Source organism: Pseudomonas sp., assembly GCF_049301935.1.
Classification (GTDB): domain Bacteria; phylum Pseudomonadota; class Gammaproteobacteria; order Pseudomonadales; family Pseudomonadaceae; genus Aquipseudomonas.
This window is the reverse complement of the sequence record NZ_JBAQLP010000137.1, coordinates 1-18,525: the sequence shown is the minus strand read 5'-3', so window position 1 is coordinate 18,525 and position 18,525 is coordinate 1. Positions and strand designations below refer to the sequence as shown.

Below are 18,525 nucleotides of genomic sequence, written 5' to 3'. Positions count from 1 at the left end.
TCCCGCGTCAATCCTCTGCTCGTCGTCATCGGCCAGAACTACTTCAGCGAGGTGTGCCATGAGCCACAAGATCGCCCTTAATTTCGAAGACGGGGTTACCCGCTTTATCGACGCCAAGCTCGGCGAAACCGTCGCCGACGCGGCCTATCGCCAGGGCATCAATATCCCGCTCGATTGCCGCGACGGGGCCTGCGGGGCCTGCAAATGCTTCGCCGAAGCCGGCCAGTACGACCTCGGTGAGGAATACATCGAGGACGCCCTGAGTGAGGCCGAAGCCGAGCAGGGCTATGTGCTGACCTGCCAGATGCGCGCCGAGAGCGACTGTGTGGTTCGTGTGCCAGCATCCAGCGAAGTGTGCAAGACCCAGCAGGCCAGCTTCGCGGCGGCGATCAGTGCGGTGCGCCAGTTGTCCGACAGCACCATCGCCCTGTCGATCAAGGGCGAGGCGCTCAACCAGCTGGCGTTCCTGCCGGGCCAGTACGTCAACCTTAAAGTGCCGGGCAGCGAGCAGACCCGCGCCTATTCCTTCAGCAGCCTGCAGAAGGACGGCGAAGTCAGTTTTCTGATCCGCAACGTGCCGGGTGGGCTGATGAGCAGCTTTCTCACCGGTTTGGCCAAGCCTGGCGACAGCATGACCCTGGCCGGCCCCCTGGGCAGCTTCTACCTGCGCGAGATCAAGCGACCCTTGCTGCTGCTGGCCGGCGGCACGGGCCTGGCGCCCTTTACCGCGATGCTGGAGAAGATCGCCGCCGAGGGCAGCCAGCATCCGCTGCACCTGGTCTACGGGGTGACCAACGACTTCGACCTGGTCGAGATGGACAAGCTCGAAGCGCTGGCCGCGCACATCCCCAACTTTACCTACAGCGCCTGCGTGGCCAACCCGGATAGCAGCTATCCGCACAAGGGCTACGTCACCCAGCACATCGAACCCCTGCACCTGAATGATGGTGAGGTGGACATCTACCTGTGTGGCCCGCCGCCAATGGTCGAGGCGGTCAGCAGCTATATCCGCGAGCAGGGCATCAGCCCGGCCAATTTCTACTACGAGAAGTTTGCCGCCAGCGCCTGAAGCCTCGCTCTTGTAGGAGCGGACTTGTCCGCGAAGGTGTTGCTGGCATCGCGGGCAATCCCGCTCCTACAGACAGCACGTATTGATTGAGGTCGGAACTATGAAGATGCGTTTCCAAAACAAAGTCGCCGTGGTCACCGGCGCCGCCCAGGGCATCGGCCGCCGGGTTGCCGAGCGGCTGCTGGAGGAGGGCGCCCAGGTGGTGGCGGTGGACCGCTCCGAGCTGGTGTTCGAGTTGGCCGAGCATAAAGCGGTGCTGTGCCTGACCGCCGACCTGGAGCAGGCCATCGATTGCCAACGCGTGATGCAGGCTGCGGTGGAGCGTTTCGGCCGCCTGGACATTCTGATCAACAACGTCGGTGGCACCATCTGGGCCAAGCCGTTCGAGCACTACGCCAGCGAGCAGATCGAAGCAGAAGTGCGTCGCTCGCTGTTCCCCACCCTGTGGTGCTGCCACGCCGCGCTGCCGCACATGCTGGAACAGGGCAGTGGCGCCATCGTCAACGTTTCCTCCATCGCCACCCGTGGGGTCAACCGCGTGCCTTACGGCGCGGCCAAGGGTGGGGTGAATGCCCTGACCGCCTGCCTGGCGTTCGAAACCGCCGAGCGCGGCATTCGCGTCAACGCCACTGCCCCCGGCGGCACCGAGGCACCGCCACGGCGCATCCCGCGTAACGCCGCTGAACAGAGCGCCGAGGAGAAGGGCTGGTATCAGCAGATTGTCGATCAGACCTTGGCCAGCAGCCTGATGAAGCGCTACGGCAGCATCGACGAGCAGGTCGGTGCCATCCTTTTTCTCGCCTCGGACGAGGCCTCCTATATCACCGGCGTAACCCTGCCGGTGGGCGGCGGCGATCTGGGCTAACGGCTTCGTAGGATGGGTTGAGCGCAGCGATACCCATCGATGGGTATCGCCTACGGCTCAACCCATCCTACCAAGGCTTCACCTGAGCTTTTCACAACAAAAACAACAGAGAGAACCGATGCCATGCGACAGATAGACGTACACCAGGTCATCGATAACGCGCGTTTTAGCCGCTTCCACTGGATGGTTATGACGCTCTGCGCGCTGCTGCTGATCTTCGACGGCTACGACCTGTTTATTTACGGCGTGGTGCTGCCGTCGATCATGCAGGAGTGGGGCCTGACCCCGCTGCAGGCCGGCGCGCTGGGCAGTTACGCACTGTTTGGCATGATGTTCGGTGCCCTGGCGTTCGGCACCCTGGCCGACAAGATCGGCCGCAAGAAGGGCATCGCCATCTGTTTTGCGCTGTTTTCCAGTGCCACCATCATCAACGGTTTCGCCAGTAGCCCGAGCGAGTTCGGCATCTGCCGTTTTATCGCCGGTCTTGGTTGTGGCGGCTTGATGCCCAATGCCGTGGCGTTGATGAACGAGTACGCACCCAAGCGCCTGCGCAGCACCCTGGTGGCCATCATGTTCAGCGGCTACTCGGTGGGCGGCATGCTCGCTGCTGGTGTGGGCATCTATATGCTGCCGCGCTTTGGCTGGGAGTCGATGTTCTTCGCCGCCGCCGTGCCGCTGCTGCTGTTGCCGCTGATCCTCTGGAAACTGCCGGAATCGGTGGGCTTTCTGGTGCGTCAGGGCCGTCATGAGCAGGCCCGTGCGGTGCTACAGAAAATCCAGCCGGGCCTGCAGATCGACGCGGCCGACCAGCTGCAGATGAGCGACACCAAGGGCCAGGGCGTGGCGGTATTCGAGCTGTTCCGCGACGGCCGCGCGCTGCGCACCCTGTGCCTGTGGCTGGCGTTCTTCTGCTGCCTGCTGATGGTCTACGCACTGAGTTCCTGGCTGCCCAAACTGATGGCCAACGCCGGCTACAGCCTGGGGTCGAGCCTGTCGTTCCTCCTGGCGCTGAACTTTGGCGGCATGGCTGGGGCGATTCTCGGCGGCTGGCTGGGTGATCGTTTCAATTTGAGCAAGGTGATGGTGGCCTTCTTCGTCGCCGCCGCCGTGTCGATCAGCTTGCTCGGCTTCAAGAGCCCGACGCCGCTGCTCTACGGCCTGATCTTTATCGCCGGTGCTACCACCATCGGTACGCAGATTCTGCTGTACGCCGGTGCCGCGCAGTTCTACGGCCTGTCGATCCGCTCCACGGGCCTCGGCTGGGCCTCGGGCATCGGCCGCAACGGTGCCATCGTCGGGCCGCTGCTGGGCGGCGCACTGATGGGCATCAACCTGCCGCTGCAACTGAATTTTCTCGCCTTCGCCGTACCCGGTGGCATCGCTGCCATCGCCATGAGCCTGTTCGCCATCAGCGCCAAGCGCCGGCAAAGCGCGCCCATGGTGCTGAATGCGGCCAAGGCCTGACGCCTTTTAGCACTCACCCCCGGCCCCTCTCCCACACATGGGGGAGGGGAGACTGACTGGAAGATTGAAATGAGCCAAGTCCTGATCGAAAGCGTGTCGGCAACCATCGTCGACCTGCCGACCATCCGCCCGCACAAGCTGGCGATGCACACCATGCAGAACCAGACCCTGGTACTGATTCGCCTGCGCTGCAGCGACGGCATCGAAGGCATCGGCGAGTCGACCACCATTGGTGGTCTGGCCTATGGCAACGAGAGCCCGGAGAGCATCAAGCAGAACATCGACAGCCACCTCGGCGCGCTGCTGATCGGTCAGGACGCGGCCAATATCAATGCCTGCATGCTGCGTCTGGACAAGGCGGCCAAGGGCAACAGCTTCGCCAAGTCCGGCCTGGAAAGTGCGCTGCTCGACGCCCAGGGCAAACGCCTGGGCCTTGCGGTCAGCGAGCTGCTCGGCGGGCGCGTGCGCGACAGCCTGGAAGTGGCCTGGACCCTGGCATCCGGCGATACCGCCAAGGATATTGCTGAGGCCGAACAGATGCTCGGCCTGCGCCGCCACCGCATCTTCAAACTGAAGATCGGCGCCAACCCGGTCGAACAGGACCTCAAGCACGTGATCGCCATTAAGCGGGCCTTGGGCGACAGCGCCAGTGTGCGCGTCGACGTCAACCAGGGCTGGGACGAATCCCAGGCCATCCGCGCTTGCCAGGTGCTCGGCGACAACGGCATCGACCTGATCGAGCAGCCGATTGCGCGGATCAACCGCGCCGGGCAGGTGCGCCTCAATCAGCGCAGCCCGGCACCGCTTATGGCCGACGAATCGATCGAGAGCGTCGAGGACGCCTTTAGCCTGGCCGCCGATGGGGCTGCGTCGGTGTTTGCCCTGAAGATCGCCAAAAACGGCGGCCCGCGCGCCGTGCTGCGCACCGCGGCAATTGCCGAGGCGGCCGGCATCGCCCTGTACGGCGGCACCATGCTCGAAGGCGCGATCGGCACTCTGGCTTCGGCCCATGCCTTCGTCACCCTGCGCCAGTTGACCTGGGGCACTGAGCTGTTCGGCCCGTTACTGCTGACCGAGGACATCGTCAGCGAGCCGCCGCTGTACCGCGACTTCGCCCTGCAAGTACCGCGCACCCCCGGCCTTGGCCTGACCCTGGACGAAGAGCGCCTGGCGTTCTTCGCCCGCAAGTGACCTGAGAGGAAACCGCCATGCTGTTCCACGTAAAGATGACCGTAAAACTGCCGGCCGACATGCCCGCGGCCCAGGCCGCCCAGCTCAAGGCCGACGAGAAGGACCTGGCCCAGGGCCTGATGCGTGAAGGCAAGTGGCGCCACCTGTGGCGCATCGCCGGGCACTACGCCAACTACAGCGTGTTCGACGTGGCAAGCGTCGAGGCCCTGCACGACACCCTGCTGCAGCTGCCGCTGTTCCCCTATATGGATATCGAAATCGACGGCGTCTGCCGCCATCCCTCATCGATTCATAGCGACGACCGCTAAGCCCCGATAACAATAAGCCGAGGAAATCATCATGACCGTGAAAGTTAGCCACACTGCCGAAGTCCAGAACCTGTTCAACGAGGCCGCCGGCCTCAATAACGACCAGGGCAGCCCGCGCGTTAAGCAGATCATGCTGCGCCTGATCAATGACGCGGCGAAGATCATCGAAGACCTGGAAATCAGCGACGACGAATTCTGGCACGCGGTGGACTACCTCAACCGCCTGGGCGGGCGCAACGAAGCCGGCTTGTTGGTACCTGGCCTGGGTCTGGAGCACTTCCTCGACCTGCTGCAGGACGCCAAGGATGCTCAGGCCGGCCTCACCGGCGGCACCCCACGCACCATCGAAGGCCCGCTGTACGTGGCCGGCGCACCGGTGTGCGAGGGCGAAGCGCGGATGGACGATGGCAGCGAGCTGGACCAGGCCACCGTGATGTTCCTCGAAGGTGTGGTGCGTGACACCGACGGCACGCCTGTGGCCGGTGCGGTGGTCGACCTGTGGCATGCCAATACCCAGGGCAACTACTCCTTCTTCGACAAGAGCCAGAGCGAGTACAACCTGCGCCGCCGTATCGTCACCGATGCCGAGGGTCGCTACCGCGCACGCAGCATCGTGCCGAGTGGCTACGGCTGCTCGCCAGATGGCCCGACCCAGGAGTGCCTGAACCTGCTCGGCCGCCACGGTCAGCGTCCGGCGCATATCCACTTCTTTATCTCCGCGCCGGGTCATCGCCACCTGACCACCCAGATCAACCTGGCCGGCGAGCAGTACCTGTGGGACGACTTTGCCTACGCCACCCGTGAGGGCCTGGTTGGCGATATCACCTTCGTCGAGGACGCCGCTGCCGCCAATGACCGCGGTGTGCAAGGCAGCCGCTTCGCCACGCTTGCGTTCGACTTCCAGCTGCAGCAGGCCCCGGTTCCCGCGGCTGAGCAGCGCAGCGCTCGGCCGCGGGCCCTGCAGCAGGCTTGATTTTACGCACTAGCGGCAGCGCCCGAGGGCTGCCGCTAGCTCGCCTGGCCTGCTTCACCCATAACAAGAGCGATCTGGACTACGTGTCACGGATGGCCTGATGCGCCTTGTAGCGAGGTTCTATGAAAACCTTGATCAACGATTTTTCCTTGTCTGCCGTGGTGGCGGGTTTCATTGCCACCGTTATTTCCTACGCCGGTCCCTTGGTAATCATCTTCCAGGCGGCCGAGAGTGCCGGCCTGTCGCATGCCGTGCTGTCGTCCTGGGTCTGGGCCATTTCCATTGGCAGCGCCGTACTCGGCATTGGCCTGAGTCTGCGCTACCGCGTGCCGATCATTATCGCCTGGTCGGCGCCAGGCTCGGCGTTGCTGGTGTCTCTGTTACCGCAGATCAGTCTGAACGAAGCGGTCGGGGCCTATATCGTCGCCAGCCTGATCATTTTCCTGGTCGGCATCAGCGGTGCCTTCGATCGCATCATCAGCAAGCTGCCGGCGGCGATTGCCGCCGGCATGCTGGCAGGCATCCTGTTCAGTTTCGGCACCGGGCTGTTCGTCTCGCTGCAAAGCAAACCCTGGCTGGTGCTGGCGATGTTCGCCAGCTATCTGCTGGTCAAACGCATGCTGCCGCGCTATGCGGTGATGGCGGTGCTAGTGGTCGGCTGCGGCATCGCCTTTGCCACTGGTGATCTGCGTCAGGATGCGCTGGTCATCGGCTTGGCCACGCCGGTATGGATCAGCCCCGAATTCAGCCTGTCGGCCAGTCTGAACATCGCCCTGCCGCTGGTGATGGTGGCCCTGACCGGGCAGTTCGTACCGGGCATGGCAGTGCTGCGCAATGCCGGCTACCAGACCCCGGCCAGCCCGATTATCAGCGCCAGCGCCCTGGGTTCGCTGTTACTGGCGCCGTTCGCCTGCCACGGCCTCAACCTGGCCGCCATTACTGCCGCCATCTGCACCGGCCGCGAAGCCCACGAAGACCCGTCCCGACGTTATGTCGCGGGAGTGGTCGGCGGCCTGGCCTACCTGCTACTGGGGCTGTTTGGCGCCACGCTGGTGTCGCTGTTTAGCGCTTTCCCCAAAGAGTTGATCGCCGCCCTGGCCGGGCTGGCGCTGTTCGGTGCGATTGCCGGCTCGCTGGCCAGTGCCATGGCCCAGCCAGATGACCGCGAAGCGGCACTGATCACTTTTCTGGTGACGGCCTCGGGCATGTCCTTTCTCGGTCTTTCGGCGGCCTTCTGGGGGTTGGTGTTCGGCATCGCCGCCCACCTGCTGCTGAGCGTGCGGCGTAACTGCATACCCGCAGCATCGCCGCTGCGCACCACGAATTTGGCCAAGGAAGATGCGATCGGTTAGCCGCCTCTGGCCCATGAGCATTGCCGCCACATCGATCTGAGTCGGTGCGGCGACAGTTACACCACCCACTCGCGTTGCCGGGTTTTTCCTCGGCAAGGGTGGCGCAACAGCCCACTTTCAATAACAACAAAGAGCTAGAACGATGACTCACACTTCCAACGCAAAACCGCTGCTGTTGTCCCTCGCAGTCGCCCTCAGCCTGCCAGCTCTGGTCCAGGCAGCCGAAGGCGGTTTTATCGAGGACAGCACGGCGACCCTGACTGCACGCAACTACTACTTCAGTCGCGACTACTCCGACATCGTCGGGCCCAACCAGCAATCCAAGGCCGAGGAGTGGGCCCAGGGCTTCATCCTCAACGTCAAATCCGGCTACACCCCTGGTCCGGTTGGTTTTGGCGTCGACGCCATCGGCCTGCTGGGGCTCAAGCTCGACAGCAGCCGCGACCGGGTCAATACCGGCCTGCTGCCGGTGACCGACGAGGGCAGGGCGGCGGACGATTACAGTCGCCTCGGTGCGGCCCTGAAGGTCAGGGTATCGAAGACCGAACTGAAAATCGGCGAACAACAATTGCTGCTGCCGGTGTTGTTCTTCGGCGATATCCGCCTGTTGCCGCCAACCTATCAGGGCGCCAGCATCGTTTCCAACGAGATCGCCGGGCTGACCCTGCAGGGCGGTCAATTGCGTTCAACTAGCCTGCGCAACGAGGCCGGCGACGAGGAGCTGGGCGCCATGGTCGCTTTCGTCCCCCGGCGCAATGCCGGTGGGCTGATAACCACCGACCGCTTTAATTACACCGGTGCCGACTATGCCTTCAACGCCAACCGCACCTCGGTCGGCGCTTGGTATGCCCAGCTGGAGGACCTGTACAACCAGCGCTACTTCAGCCTCAAGCACAGTGAGCCGGTCGGTGACTGGGTGCTCGGCGCGAGCCTCGGGTACTTCGACTCGGCCGAGGACGGTGAGCAGCTGCTCGGCAAGCTGGACAACCAGGCCGCCTTCTCCCTGCTGTCGGCTAAGTACGGCGCTCATACCTTCTACCTTGGTTACCAGGCAATGTTCGGTGATCACGGCCTACCACGAGTGTTCGCCAACGTCAGCCCGCTGGGCAACGAAGTGCCGACCTTCACCTTCGACTCGGCCGACGAGCGTTCCTGGCAGGTGCGTTACGACTACGACTTCGCCGCCATGGGTATGCCCGGCCTGGTCGCCGGGGTGCGCTACCTGACTGGCGACAATGTCGACACCGGTCGCGGCTTCGAAGGCAAGGAGTGGGAGCGCGATCTGGATATCGGTTACGTGGTGCAGAGCGGTTCGCTCAAGGGCCTGGGCGTGAAGGTTCGCAATGTAACCGCGCGCTCCAACTATCGCACCGACGTCGACGAGAACCGCCTGATCTTCAACTACACCTGGAACCTGCTCTGACCGCTAACGGGCACTGGGCGGCTGGCGGTTGCGCCGATAGCCCGGCAAGAAATGGCAATTGAAGATCGCTTTTCCTATAACGCTGCGCCATAGAGCGCAGCCGGAGATAACCATGAAAAACAATAAAAAGATGCCTTGCACTCCCCGTTTCAGCTTCACGGCCAGCGTTCTGGCGTTGGCCCTCGGTAGCACCATAAGCAGCCTGACCCTGGCGGCCGATGCGGTGAAAATCGGCTTGCTGCTGCCTTACACCGGAACCTTTGCCGCCCTGGGCGAGGCCACCAGCAACGGTATGAAGCTGGCCATCGAACAGCACGACAACATTCTTGGAGGCCGTCCGGTCGAATATGTGGTGGTCGACAGTGAAGCCAACCCCGGCAAGGCCGTGCCGAATATGCAGAAGCTGATTGCCGGTGCCAACGTCGATGTGGTGGTCGGCCCGGTGCATTCCGGGGTCGGCATGGGCGCGGTCAAGGTCGCTCGGGAAACCGGCGTGCCGCTGATCATCCCCAACGCGGGTTTCAATGCCGCGACCGGACCGTTGTGCGCGGCGAATATCTTCCGCACCTCCTTCACCTCCTGGCAGACCGCCTACCCGATGGGCCAGGTGGCTGCGGACAAGGGCTACAAGAACATCGTTACCCTGGCCTGGCGTTACGGTTTCGGCACCGAATCGGTGGAGGGCTTCAAGGAGGGTTTCGAGAAGGCCGGCGGCACCGTTAGCAAGGAAATCTACGTGCCGTTCCCGGACGTGGAATTCCAGTCGCAGCTAACCGAAATCGCCGCGCTCAAGCCTGATGCGGTGTTCGTGTTCTTTGCCGGCGGCGGTGCGGCCAAGTTCGTTCAGGACTACGCCGCGGCTGGCCTGCAGGGCAAGATCCCGTTGCTCGGCTCGGGCTTTCTCACCGAAGGCACCCTGGCCGCGCAAGGTTCCGCCGCCAGCGGCGTGCTGACCACCCTGCATTACGCCGATAGCCTTAATACCCCGCAGAACAGCAAGTTCCGCGCTGACTACCGGGAGAAGTTTGGCAAAGAGGCCGACATCTATGCGGTACAGGGTTACGACACGGGTCTGCTACTGGCTCAGTCGCTGGCCAAGGTGGGCGGCAATACCCAGGATCGTGCTGCCTGGAATGCAGCCATGGCCGAGGCCCGGATCGACAGTCCGCGGGGCGCGTGGAGCTTCTCCAAAGCGCATAACCCAGTGCAGAACATTTACCTGCGTGAGGTGCGTGACGGCGCCAATGTAGTGGTCAGCACGGCTGCCGCCGCGCTGGCTGACCCTGCACCGGGCTGCAAGCTGCAGTAGCGTGTTATCCCCGTGCCCTGGTCGCTTTTGGCTGGCCGGTGGGGCGGGTCAGCCCAGTCAATTTTGCTTGTAGAGGTTTGGGGCCCGCGTTGTTGTACTTGGTCATAGCCGGCTATGACCCGTCGCAGCGCCTTGTCCATACCGCCACTGGCCTAGTCAGACGCAGCTGATCAGCCTTGCCTTGCCTTGCCTTGTCATGACTAGGGGACGGGTCTGTTTCATTATTCCTGACCTAGGTATCTACGATGGAACTTTCCACCTTTCTTATCCAGACGCTGAACGGCCTGCAGTACGGTCTGCTGCTGTTTCTGATTGCCAGCGGCCTGACTCTGATTTTCGGCATCATGCACATCATCAACCTGGCTCACGGTGCGCTCTACATGGTTGGGGCATACCTGATGTACTGGTTGAGCGGGGTGGTTGATAACTTCTTCCTCGCCATTGTGCTAGCGCTACCTTTGGCGGCGCTGCTAGGGGTACTGATTGAGCGCTTTCTGATTCAGGCGCTGTACCAGCGTGAGCACCTCGATCAGGTGCTGATGACCTTCGGGCTGATCATGGTGATCGACTCACTGCGCAGCATTATTTGGGGCAATGACGTACACAGCGTTGCTATCCCGGCGCTGCTCAGTGGTTCGATCCAGCTGACGGAGACCCTCGACTATCCGGTGTACCGCCTGTTCATCTCCGCAGTCTGCGCGACGATCGCCCTGGCTATGTACCTGATTCTGCAACGCACCCGCCTGGGCATGATCATCCGCGGTGGTTCGAGCAACCGCGAGATGGTTCAGGGGTTGGGCATCAATATTCGGGTGATCTACACCCTGGTATTCGCCGCCGGGGCGGCATTGACAGCCTTCGCCGGGATGATCGCCGCACCGGTTTCGTCGGTGTATCCGGGCATGGGCAACCAGATCCTGATCATCGCCTTCGTGGTGGTGGTGATTGGCGGTCTGGGTTCGATTCGCGGGGCCTTTCTCGGTGCATTGCTGGTCGGACTGACTGCTACCTGGGGCGCGGTACTGGTGCCGCAATACGCCGGCATGGCCGTGTATGTGCTGATGGCCGTGGTGCTGCTGTTCAAACCGCGCGGACTTTTCGCCTAATAACCAGTTCGGGGATATCTATATGCACGCATTACCTCGCCCGATTCAGCTGTTGTTAGCGCTGTTGCTGCTGCTGATGGCTGCTTACCCATTGTTTGGCGCCAGCTTGACCGGCGACCAACACGATTTTTACCTCCAGCAACTGACCAGCATCATGATTCTGGCCATTGTCGCCCTCGGCCTCGACCTACTGGTCGGGGTCAGCGGCATGGTCAGCCTGGCATCGGCGGCCTTTTTCGGTATGGCCGGTTATGCCCTGGTGCTCTTCGCCCCTGAATACCAGGCGCTGAGTATCTGGATTGCCTTACCGCTGTGCCTGGGTATCACCGCCCTGGCCGCACTGCTGATGGGGGTGCTGATCATCCGTACCTCAGGGATCTTCTTCATTATGGTGACCATCGCCTTCTCGCAGATGCTCTATTACCTGTTCCACGATGCGTCCTTTGCCGGCGGCTCGGACGGGGCCTACCTGTTTATGAAACCCGAGGTGGCCATCGCCGGTGTGCAACTGCTCGACCTGGAGAATCGCACCACCCTGTTCTATGTGGTGCTCGCTTCTTTGGCGACTTTGTTCGTGCTGCTGCGCACCTTTCTGCGCGCGCCCTTTGGCCGGGTGTTGCTGGGTATCAAGGAGAACGAACAGCGTGTGCGTGCCATGGGCTTCAATCCGCTGTTCTACAAGCTGGCGGCCTTTGTTATCGCGGGCACCATTGCCGGTTACGCCGGCATGCTGTCGGCCACCCAGTACGGCTTCGTCAGCCCCGGCCAACTGAGCTGGCAAATGTCGGCGCATATCCTGGTGATGGTGATTCTCGGCGGTATGGGTACGTTGTTCGGGCCAATTCTCGGGGCCTTCGCCTTCGAGGGGTTGCATCACTGGTTCGCCAGCCTGACCCCGCACTGGGAGCTGCCGATGGGCGTGGTAGTGATCTGTATGGTGTTGTTGTTGCCACGCGGCATCGCCGGCCTGCTGTTACAGCTCGCGCAGCGCAAACGCCGCAAAAGCGCCGAGGACGAACTTGCCCTCGTGATAAAACAGGAGGCCGAATAATGCACGGCTTGATTCTGGAAACCCGTGGCTTGAGCAAACAGTTTGGTGGCCTGCGTGCCGTCAGCGATATCAACCTACAGGTCGCTCCCCGCGAGATCCACGCCCTCATCGGCCCCAACGGTGCGGGCAAGAGCACAATGGTCAACCTGCTCTCCGGCCATCTACGCCCCAGCAGCGGTCAGGTGATTTTCAATGGGCGGGATATCACCGGCCTGGCCCCCAATAAAGTCTCGCACCTGGGGGTGGGGCGCAGCTTTCAGCGTACCAATATTTTCCCCAGCTTCAGTTGCTTGGAGAACTGCATGCTTGCCGCGCAGTCGCGGATGAAAAACTCCTTCCGTTTCTTCCGGCGTAGCGACAGCTACCCGCTGGTGCGAGCGCGCGCGGAAAAGGCCCTGCAGGACTGCGGCTTGAGTAGCAAGGGCCACAGCATCGCCAGCTCGATGAGTTATGGCGAGCAGCGTCAGCTGGAAATAGGCATGGTGCTGGCCACCGAGCCGAGCTTTTTGCTGCTGGATGAGCCGATGGCCGGCATGGGTAAGGAGGAGTCGAGCAGAGTGGTCGAGTTGCTCGCCGAGTTGTCGCGCGACTACTCGCTGGTGCTGGTTGAGCACGACATGGACGCGGTGTTCAGCATTGCCAAGACCCTGACCGTTATGGTCAACGGGCAGATGCTTGCCAGCGGCCCGCTGGATCAGGTGCGTAACGACCCTGCGGTGCAAGAAGCTTATCTGGGCGATGGCGAGGAGCAATTCTGATGAGCACTACTGCAACAGCAACTCCGCTGGTCGAGGTGCGCGGTTTGCACACCTTCTACGGCAACAGCCATGTGCTGCATGGTGTCGACCTGCGCATCGCACCGGGGGAAACCCTGGCCCTACTCGGGCGTAATGGCGTGGGCAAGAGCACCACCATTCGCTCGCTGCTCGGCCTGACCCAGCCGCGCAGCGGTGAGGTTCGGATCAGGGGCGAGAACCTCACGGGCGCCGCCGCACACAAGGTAATCCGCCGCGGCATCGGTTATGTGCCAGAAGGCCGCGGCATGTTTCCCAACCTGACGGTGCGCGAGAGCCTGATCATGGCCGCCCGACCGGGCCTGGATGGGCGCCGCGACTGGGACCTGGAACGGGTGCTGGCGACTTTCCCACGTCTGGCCGAGCGATTCAGCCACCTCACTGGCAACCTCTCTGGTGGCGAGCAGCAGATGGTCGCCATCGGCCGTGCACTGCTGACCAATCCAGAGCTGATGATCCTCGACGAAGCCACAGAGGGGTTGGCACCGCTAATCCGCAAGGAAATCTGGGATGTCATCCGCCTGATCAAGGCCAGCGGTATAGCCACCCTGGTGGTAGACAAGAACGTCAACGTGCTGCTCGACCTCACCGACCGCAGCATGATCATGCTCAAGGGCCGGGTGGTCTATGACGGTCCCAGCCAGGCGCTGAAGTGCCAGCCGGAGATCCTGCAGAGCCATATCGGCCTGTAATTGCAACCATCCCCTGCGCGGACAGGGCACCCAGCTGCTCGGCTGCGTCGGACATGACAAGAGAGAACCTATGGATATCTATCGCCCCTCAGGCGTGACCAGCACCTGGCAAAAACAGTTGGCCAGCCTGCTGTTGGCCGGCAATCTGCTGGGGGCTGTGGCCCTGGCCGTGCTGGGCAGCGGCAGCTGGGAACCGGGCCTGGCGTTATTGCTGGCGGTCCTGGGACTGCTGGCCGGATTCTTCTACCTGACCCAGCCGCCGCAAATCATCGAGCGGGTACTACAGAACTGCGACTGGTCACCGTTTCCGGTACACCCGGAAGTACCCGTGCAGGAAGCTGCCAGCCTACTGCCAGCGGTGGTTTTCGACCCTGCGCTGCTGCAACATCAAGGCGAGTTGCTGCGCGCCATCGAGCAGAGCCAGGCCGACATGCATTTCGCTACCCAGTTGGCCCAACAATCTGGCGAGAAAGTCAGCAGCAGCGCCGCGAGCATTCAGGCCACTCGCCAATCGATCAGTGAGTTAGCCGATTACCTGCGCCGCACCGGCGAGGTGTTCAACGCACTGAGCGAGCAGTCGCGGCGCATTGGCGCGATTGTCGGCAGCATCCAGGATATTGCTCGGCAGACCAACCTGCTGGCGCTGAACGCAGCCATTGAAGCGGCGCGCGCGGGTGAGCACGGCCGTGGCTTCGCCGTAGTGGCCGATGAGGTGCGTAACCTGGCGGTGCGTGCCAACGACTCTAGCGAGCAGATCATGCAGATCGCCAAGGGCCTGAAAAGCGCTGCCGATGAAGCCAATGATGGGCTGGGGCAGGTCGATCAATCAGCCCACAGAGGTCTCAGCATGACGGCCGCAGCCCACGAGGCTATGGATGCGCTGCGTATCGGAGCCCACGAACGCATGAAGATCGTTGGGCAGGTTATGCAGGGGCTTCAGCGTCAGCGTGAACTGGCCGAAGGGCTGGGCTATTTGCTCCAACGAGTGGACTGAACTGAGTGCGGAGCACGTTCAGCGATCTAAGTAAGTGTTCGATAAACGAACCAATAGTCGATTATCGGATTGTTTGCGTGCAGCCCCGGCGTTAACGTCTGTTCACCGGCGTAGCAACGCCACGACACCATACGAGAACTCCCATGGCTGAAATCCTCACCCTGCGCGAAGCCATCCAGCGCTTCGTTCACGACGGCGACAGCATCGCCCTCGAAGGCTTCACCCACCTGATCCCCACTGCGGCGTCTCACGAGATCATCCGTCAGGGCCGTAAGGATCTGACTCTGATCCGCATGACCCCGGATCTGGTCTACGACCTGCTGATCGGTGCCGGTTGTGCCAAGAAGCTGATCTTTTCCTGGGGCGGTAACCCCGGTGTCGGTTCGCTGCATCGTCTGCGTGACGCGGTGGAGAAGGGCTGGCCGCAGCCGCTGCAGATCAGCGAGCACAGCCACGCCGCCATGGCCAACGCCTATGTGGCCGGTGCCTCGGGCCTGCCGTTTGCGGTGCTGCGCGGCTATCAGGGCTCGGATCTGCTCAAGGTCAACCCCGACATCAAATTCATCCAGTGCCCCTTCACCGGTGAGCAACTGGCCGCCGTGCCCAGCGTGCGCCCGGACGTCACCGTGATCCACGCGCAGAAGGCTGACCGCAAGGGCAACGTGCTGATTCAGGGCATCCTCGGCGTGCAGAAGGAGGCCGCCCTGGCCGCCAAGCGCTGCATCGTCACCGTGGAAGAAATCGTCGATGAGCTAAACGCACCGATGAACGCCTGCGTGCTGCCGGGCTGGGCGTTGACTGCCGTGTGCCTGGTGCCCGGCGGCGCGCATCCGTCCTACGCCCACGGTTACTACGAGCGCGATAACCGCTTCTACCAGGCCTGGGACCCGATCGCCCGCGACCGCGAAACCTTCACCGCCTGGATCGACACCTATATCCGTGGCACGGCCGATTTCGCCGCCTATCAGGCCAAGCTTCAGGAGGCCAAATAATGAGCGCCTACAGCACCCATGAAATGATGACCGTGGCCGCCGCGCGCCGCCTCGGCAACAGCGACGTGACCTTTGTCGGCATCGGCCTGCCGTCCAAGGCCGCCAACCTGGCGCGGCTGACCCATGCCCCGGATGTGACCCTGATCTACGAATCCGGCCCCATCGGTGCCAAGCCGACTGTGCTGCCGTTGTCCATCGGCGATGGCGAGCTGGCCGAAACCGCCGACACCGTGGTGCCCACCGGCGAGATCTTCCGCTACTGGCTGCAGGGCGGGCGCATCGACGTCGGCTTCCTAGGCGCGGCTCAGGTCGACAAGTTCGGCAATATCAACACCACGGTGATCGGCGACTACCACAACCCGAAAGTGCGCCTGCCGGGTGCCGGCGGCGCGCCAGAGATCGCAGGTAGCGCGAAGAAGGTGTTTATCATCCTCAAGCAGGGCCACCGCACCTTCGTCGACAAGCTGGCCTTTATCACCTCGGTCGGCCATGGCGAAGGCGGCGACCATCGCCAGCAGCTGGGCCTGCCGGGTGCCGGCCCGGTGGCGATCATCACCGACCTGTGCATTATGGAGCCGGAGCAGGGGACTCGTGAGTTCATCGTTACCTCGATCCATCCGGGCGTGAGCCGCGAGCAGATCGTTGCCGCGACGGGCTGGCAGATTCGTTTCGCCGAGCAGGTCGCTGAGACTGAAGCGCCTCAGGCGTTTGAGCTGGACGCCTTGCGCGCCCTGGAAGCGCGTACCGCTGCCGCCCATGGCCAGGCCGGGGGTGAGGAATGAGCCGCGAGGTGTTTATCTGCGATGCCATTCGCACCCCCATCGGCCGCTTCGGCGGCGGTCTGGCCGTGGTGCGCACCGACGACCTGGCGGCCATCCCGCTGAAAGCTTTGCTCGAACGCAACCCGCAGCTTGACCCTGCAGCCATCGACGAAGTCTTTATGGGCTGCGCCAACCAAGCCGGTGAAGACAACCGCAATGTTGCGCGCATGGCCCTGCTGCTGGCCGGCCTGCCGGACAGTGTTCCCGGGGTGACCCTCAATCGCCTGTGTGCCTCAGGGCTCGATGCGGTGGGCAGTGCCTTCCGCGCCATCGCCAGCGGCGAGATGGAGCTGGCGTTGGCCGGCGGCGTCGAGTCGATGTCGCGGGCGCCCTATGTGCTGGGCAAGGCCGACAGCGCCTACGGGCGCAATCAGAAGATCGAGGACACCACCATCGGCTGGCGCTTTATCAACCCGTTGATGCAGGCCCAGTATGGCGTGGACGGGATGCCGCAGACCGCCGATAACGTCGCTGATGATTACCAGGTCAGCCGTGCCGACCAGGACGCCTTCGCCCTGCGCAGCCAGCAACGTGCCGGGCGCGCCCAGGCCGAGGGCTTCTTCGCCGAGGAAATCGTCCCGGTGCTGATCAAGGGCAAGAGGGGTGAGACGCTGATCGCGGCGGACGAGCATCTGCGTCCGGACACCAGCTTGGAGACCCTGAGCAAACTCAAGCCGGTCAACGGTGCGGAGAAAACCGTCACCGCCGGCAACGCCTCGGGAGTCAACGATGGCGCCGTGGCGCTGATCCTGGCCTCCAGCGATGCCGTGCAGAAATATGGCCTGACCGCCCGCGCCAGGGTGCTGGGTATGGCCAGCGCCGGCGTGGCGCCGAGGGTGATGGGCATCGGCCCGGTGCCGGCGGTGCGCAAGCTGCTCGACCGTCTGAAAATCAGCATCCATGACTTCGACGTGATTGAACTCAACGAAGCCTTCGCCGCCCAGGGCCTGGCGGTGACCCGCGAACTGGGCCTGGCCGACGACAGCGACAAGGTCAATCCGAATGGCGGCGCCATCGCCCTCGGCCACCCGCTGGGTGCCAGCGGCGCACGCCTGGTACTGACCGCGCTGCATCAGTTGGAGAAGTCAGATGGGCGTCTCGGTTTGGCGACCATGTGTGTGGGTGTCGGCCAGGGCCTGGCGCTGGCCATCGAGCGGGTTTAACGTTTTGCGCCGCTACGCCTCATTCGGAAAGGCAAGTCGATGGGGCGTGGCGGCGCACCTATAGTGGCTGGGATACGCAGCGCTAAACGGCGTATCCGTTATCGAGGATTTGCAATGCCGATGCTCCGACTCACCGATGGTGATCTGCATTACCAGCTGGACGGCCCGGCCACTGCCCCGGTGCTGATCCTGTCCAATTCCCTGGGCACCGACCTGCAGATGTGGGACGCCCAGGTGCCGGCCTTCGCCGAGCATTTGCGGGTGTTGCGCTACGACACCCGTGGTCACGGCCAGTCTCTGGTCACGCCCGGCCCCTATAGCATCGAGCAGCTGGGGCGCGATGTACTGGCCCTGGCCGATGCTCTGGATATTCAGCGCTTCAGCTTTTGCGGTCTGTCCATGGGCGGGCTGATTGGCCAGTGGCTGGCGATCAACGCGCCGACGCGCATCCAGCGTCTGGTGCTGTGCAACACAGCCGCGAAGATCGGCAGCCCCGACGTGTGGAACCCGCGTATCGACAGCGTGCTGCACGATGGCCAGGCGGCCATGCTGGCGCTGCGCGATGCCTCGATTGCGCGCTGGTTCACCGCCGAGTTTGCCGCGGCCGAGCCGGCCAAGGTGGAACCGGTGGTCGGCATGCTTGCCGCCACCTCGCCCCAGGGCTACGCCGCCAACTGCGCGGCGGTGCGCGATGCCGACTTGCGCGAGCAGGTTGCCAGCATTGTGGCGCCGACGTTGATCGTCTGCGGCAGCGCCGACGCGGTGACTACGCCTGCGCATGGCCGTGATTTACAGCAATCCATCCGCGCTGCCGAGCTGGTCGAGTTTCACGCCGCTCACCTGTCCAATGTCGAGGCCAGTGAACTGTTTAGTCGGCGTGTGCTGAATTTTCTCAGGGCCTGAATCAGCTGGGGCATTTGCCCGGAGGAGGGCTAACAGGCTGTTGAAAAACTACCTG

General features: G+C 63.0%; 17 protein-coding genes and 1 pseudogene. All 18 read left to right on the top strand.

What is annotated here, in order from left to right:
- Positions 1–58: 58 nt before the first annotated feature.
- Positions 59–1,069, top strand: coding sequence for a benzoate 1,2-dioxygenase electron transfer component BenC (gene benC, locus WA145_RS17885; protein ID WP_422582860.1), 1,011 nt, complete (start codon positions 59–61; stop codon positions 1,067–1,069).
- 100 nt (positions 1,070–1,169) lie between these two features.
- The gene (locus tag WA145_RS17880) at positions 1,170–1,934 is read left to right on the top strand and encodes a 1,6-dihydroxycyclohexa-2,4-diene-1-carboxylate dehydrogenase (protein ID WP_422582859.1); all 765 of its coding nucleotides are present in this window, start codon (positions 1,170–1,172) and stop codon (positions 1,932–1,934) included.
- A gap of 123 nt (positions 1,935–2,057) precedes the next feature.
- A complete protein-coding gene (locus WA145_RS17875; RefSeq protein WP_422582858.1) occupies positions 2,058–3,398 on the top strand; it encodes an MFS transporter in 1,341 nt (446 codons plus the stop codon).
- 69 nt (positions 3,399–3,467) lie between these two features.
- The gene (locus tag WA145_RS17870; RefSeq protein ID WP_422582857.1) at positions 3,468–4,589 is read left to right on the top strand and encodes a muconate cycloisomerase family protein; all 1,122 of its coding nucleotides are present in this window, start codon (positions 3,468–3,470) and stop codon (positions 4,587–4,589) included.
- Positions 4,590–4,606: 17 nt separating this feature from the next.
- A complete protein-coding gene (gene catC, locus WA145_RS17865) occupies positions 4,607–4,897 on the top strand; it encodes a muconolactone Delta-isomerase (protein ID WP_422582856.1) in 291 nt (96 codons plus the stop codon).
- Between the two features lie 31 nt (positions 4,898–4,928).
- Positions 4,929–5,870, top strand: a complete 942-nt coding sequence (gene catA / locus WA145_RS17860; RefSeq protein WP_422582855.1) for a catechol 1,2-dioxygenase — start codon at positions 4,929–4,931, stop codon at positions 5,868–5,870.
- Between the two features lie 122 nt (positions 5,871–5,992).
- Positions 5,993–7,222, top strand: coding sequence for a benzoate/H(+) symporter BenE family transporter (locus WA145_RS17855; protein WP_422582854.1), 1,230 nt, complete (start codon positions 5,993–5,995; stop codon positions 7,220–7,222).
- A gap of 142 nt (positions 7,223–7,364) precedes the next feature.
- Entirely contained in the window at positions 7,365–8,645 is a 1,281-nt protein-coding gene (locus WA145_RS17850; RefSeq protein ID WP_422582853.1) for an OprD family porin, read from the top strand.
- A gap of 112 nt (positions 8,646–8,757) precedes the next feature.
- On the top strand, positions 8,758–9,954 hold the full coding sequence (locus tag WA145_RS17845) for an ABC transporter substrate-binding protein (RefSeq protein WP_422582852.1): 1,197 nt from the start codon (positions 8,758–8,760) through the stop codon (positions 9,952–9,954).
- A gap of 245 nt (positions 9,955–10,199) precedes the next feature.
- Positions 10,200–11,060 carry a branched-chain amino acid ABC transporter permease gene (locus tag WA145_RS17840; RefSeq protein ID WP_422582851.1) on the top strand — a complete coding sequence of 287 codons (861 nt, stop codon included), beginning with the start codon at positions 10,200–10,202 and terminating at the stop codon, positions 11,058–11,060.
- A 22-nt stretch (positions 11,061–11,082) separates the two neighbouring features.
- Positions 11,083–12,111 carry a branched-chain amino acid ABC transporter permease gene (locus WA145_RS17835; protein WP_422582850.1) on the top strand — a complete coding sequence of 343 codons (1,029 nt, stop codon included), beginning with the start codon at positions 11,083–11,085 and terminating at the stop codon, positions 12,109–12,111.
- On the top strand, positions 12,111–12,869 hold the full coding sequence (locus tag WA145_RS17830) for an ABC transporter ATP-binding protein (protein WP_422582849.1): 759 nt from the start codon (positions 12,111–12,113) through the stop codon (positions 12,867–12,869). Before WA145_RS17835 ends, WA145_RS17830 begins: the two co-directional genes overlap by 1 nt.
- A complete protein-coding gene (locus tag WA145_RS17825) occupies positions 12,869–13,597 on the top strand; it encodes an ABC transporter ATP-binding protein (protein ID WP_422582848.1) in 729 nt (242 codons plus the stop codon). Before WA145_RS17830 ends, WA145_RS17825 begins: the two co-directional genes overlap by 1 nt.
- A gap of 607 nt (positions 13,598–14,204) precedes the next feature.
- Positions 14,205–14,591 (top strand): annotated as a pseudogene (locus WA145_RS17820) (methyl-accepting chemotaxis protein); the annotation flags it as partial.
- Between the two features lie 143 nt (positions 14,592–14,734).
- Positions 14,735–15,583: a CoA transferase subunit A gene (locus WA145_RS17815; RefSeq protein WP_422582847.1), complete on the top strand. Its 849-nt coding sequence runs from the start codon at positions 14,735–14,737 to the stop codon at positions 15,581–15,583.
- Positions 15,583–16,365 carry a CoA-transferase subunit beta gene (locus WA145_RS17810; RefSeq protein ID WP_422582846.1) on the top strand — a complete coding sequence of 261 codons (783 nt, stop codon included), beginning with the start codon at positions 15,583–15,585 and terminating at the stop codon, positions 16,363–16,365. The genes WA145_RS17815 and WA145_RS17810 overlap by 1 nt, the downstream gene beginning before the upstream one ends.
- On the top strand, positions 16,362–17,567 hold the full coding sequence (gene pcaF, locus WA145_RS17805) for a 3-oxoadipyl-CoA thiolase (protein ID WP_422582845.1): 1,206 nt from the start codon (positions 16,362–16,364) through the stop codon (positions 17,565–17,567). The genes WA145_RS17810 and pcaF overlap by 4 nt, the downstream gene beginning before the upstream one ends.
- Before the next feature lie 114 nt (positions 17,568–17,681).
- The gene (gene pcaD / locus WA145_RS17800) at positions 17,682–18,470 is read left to right on the top strand and encodes a 3-oxoadipate enol-lactonase (RefSeq protein ID WP_422582844.1); all 789 of its coding nucleotides are present in this window, start codon (positions 17,682–17,684) and stop codon (positions 18,468–18,470) included.
- Positions 18,471–18,525 lie beyond the last annotated feature (55 nt).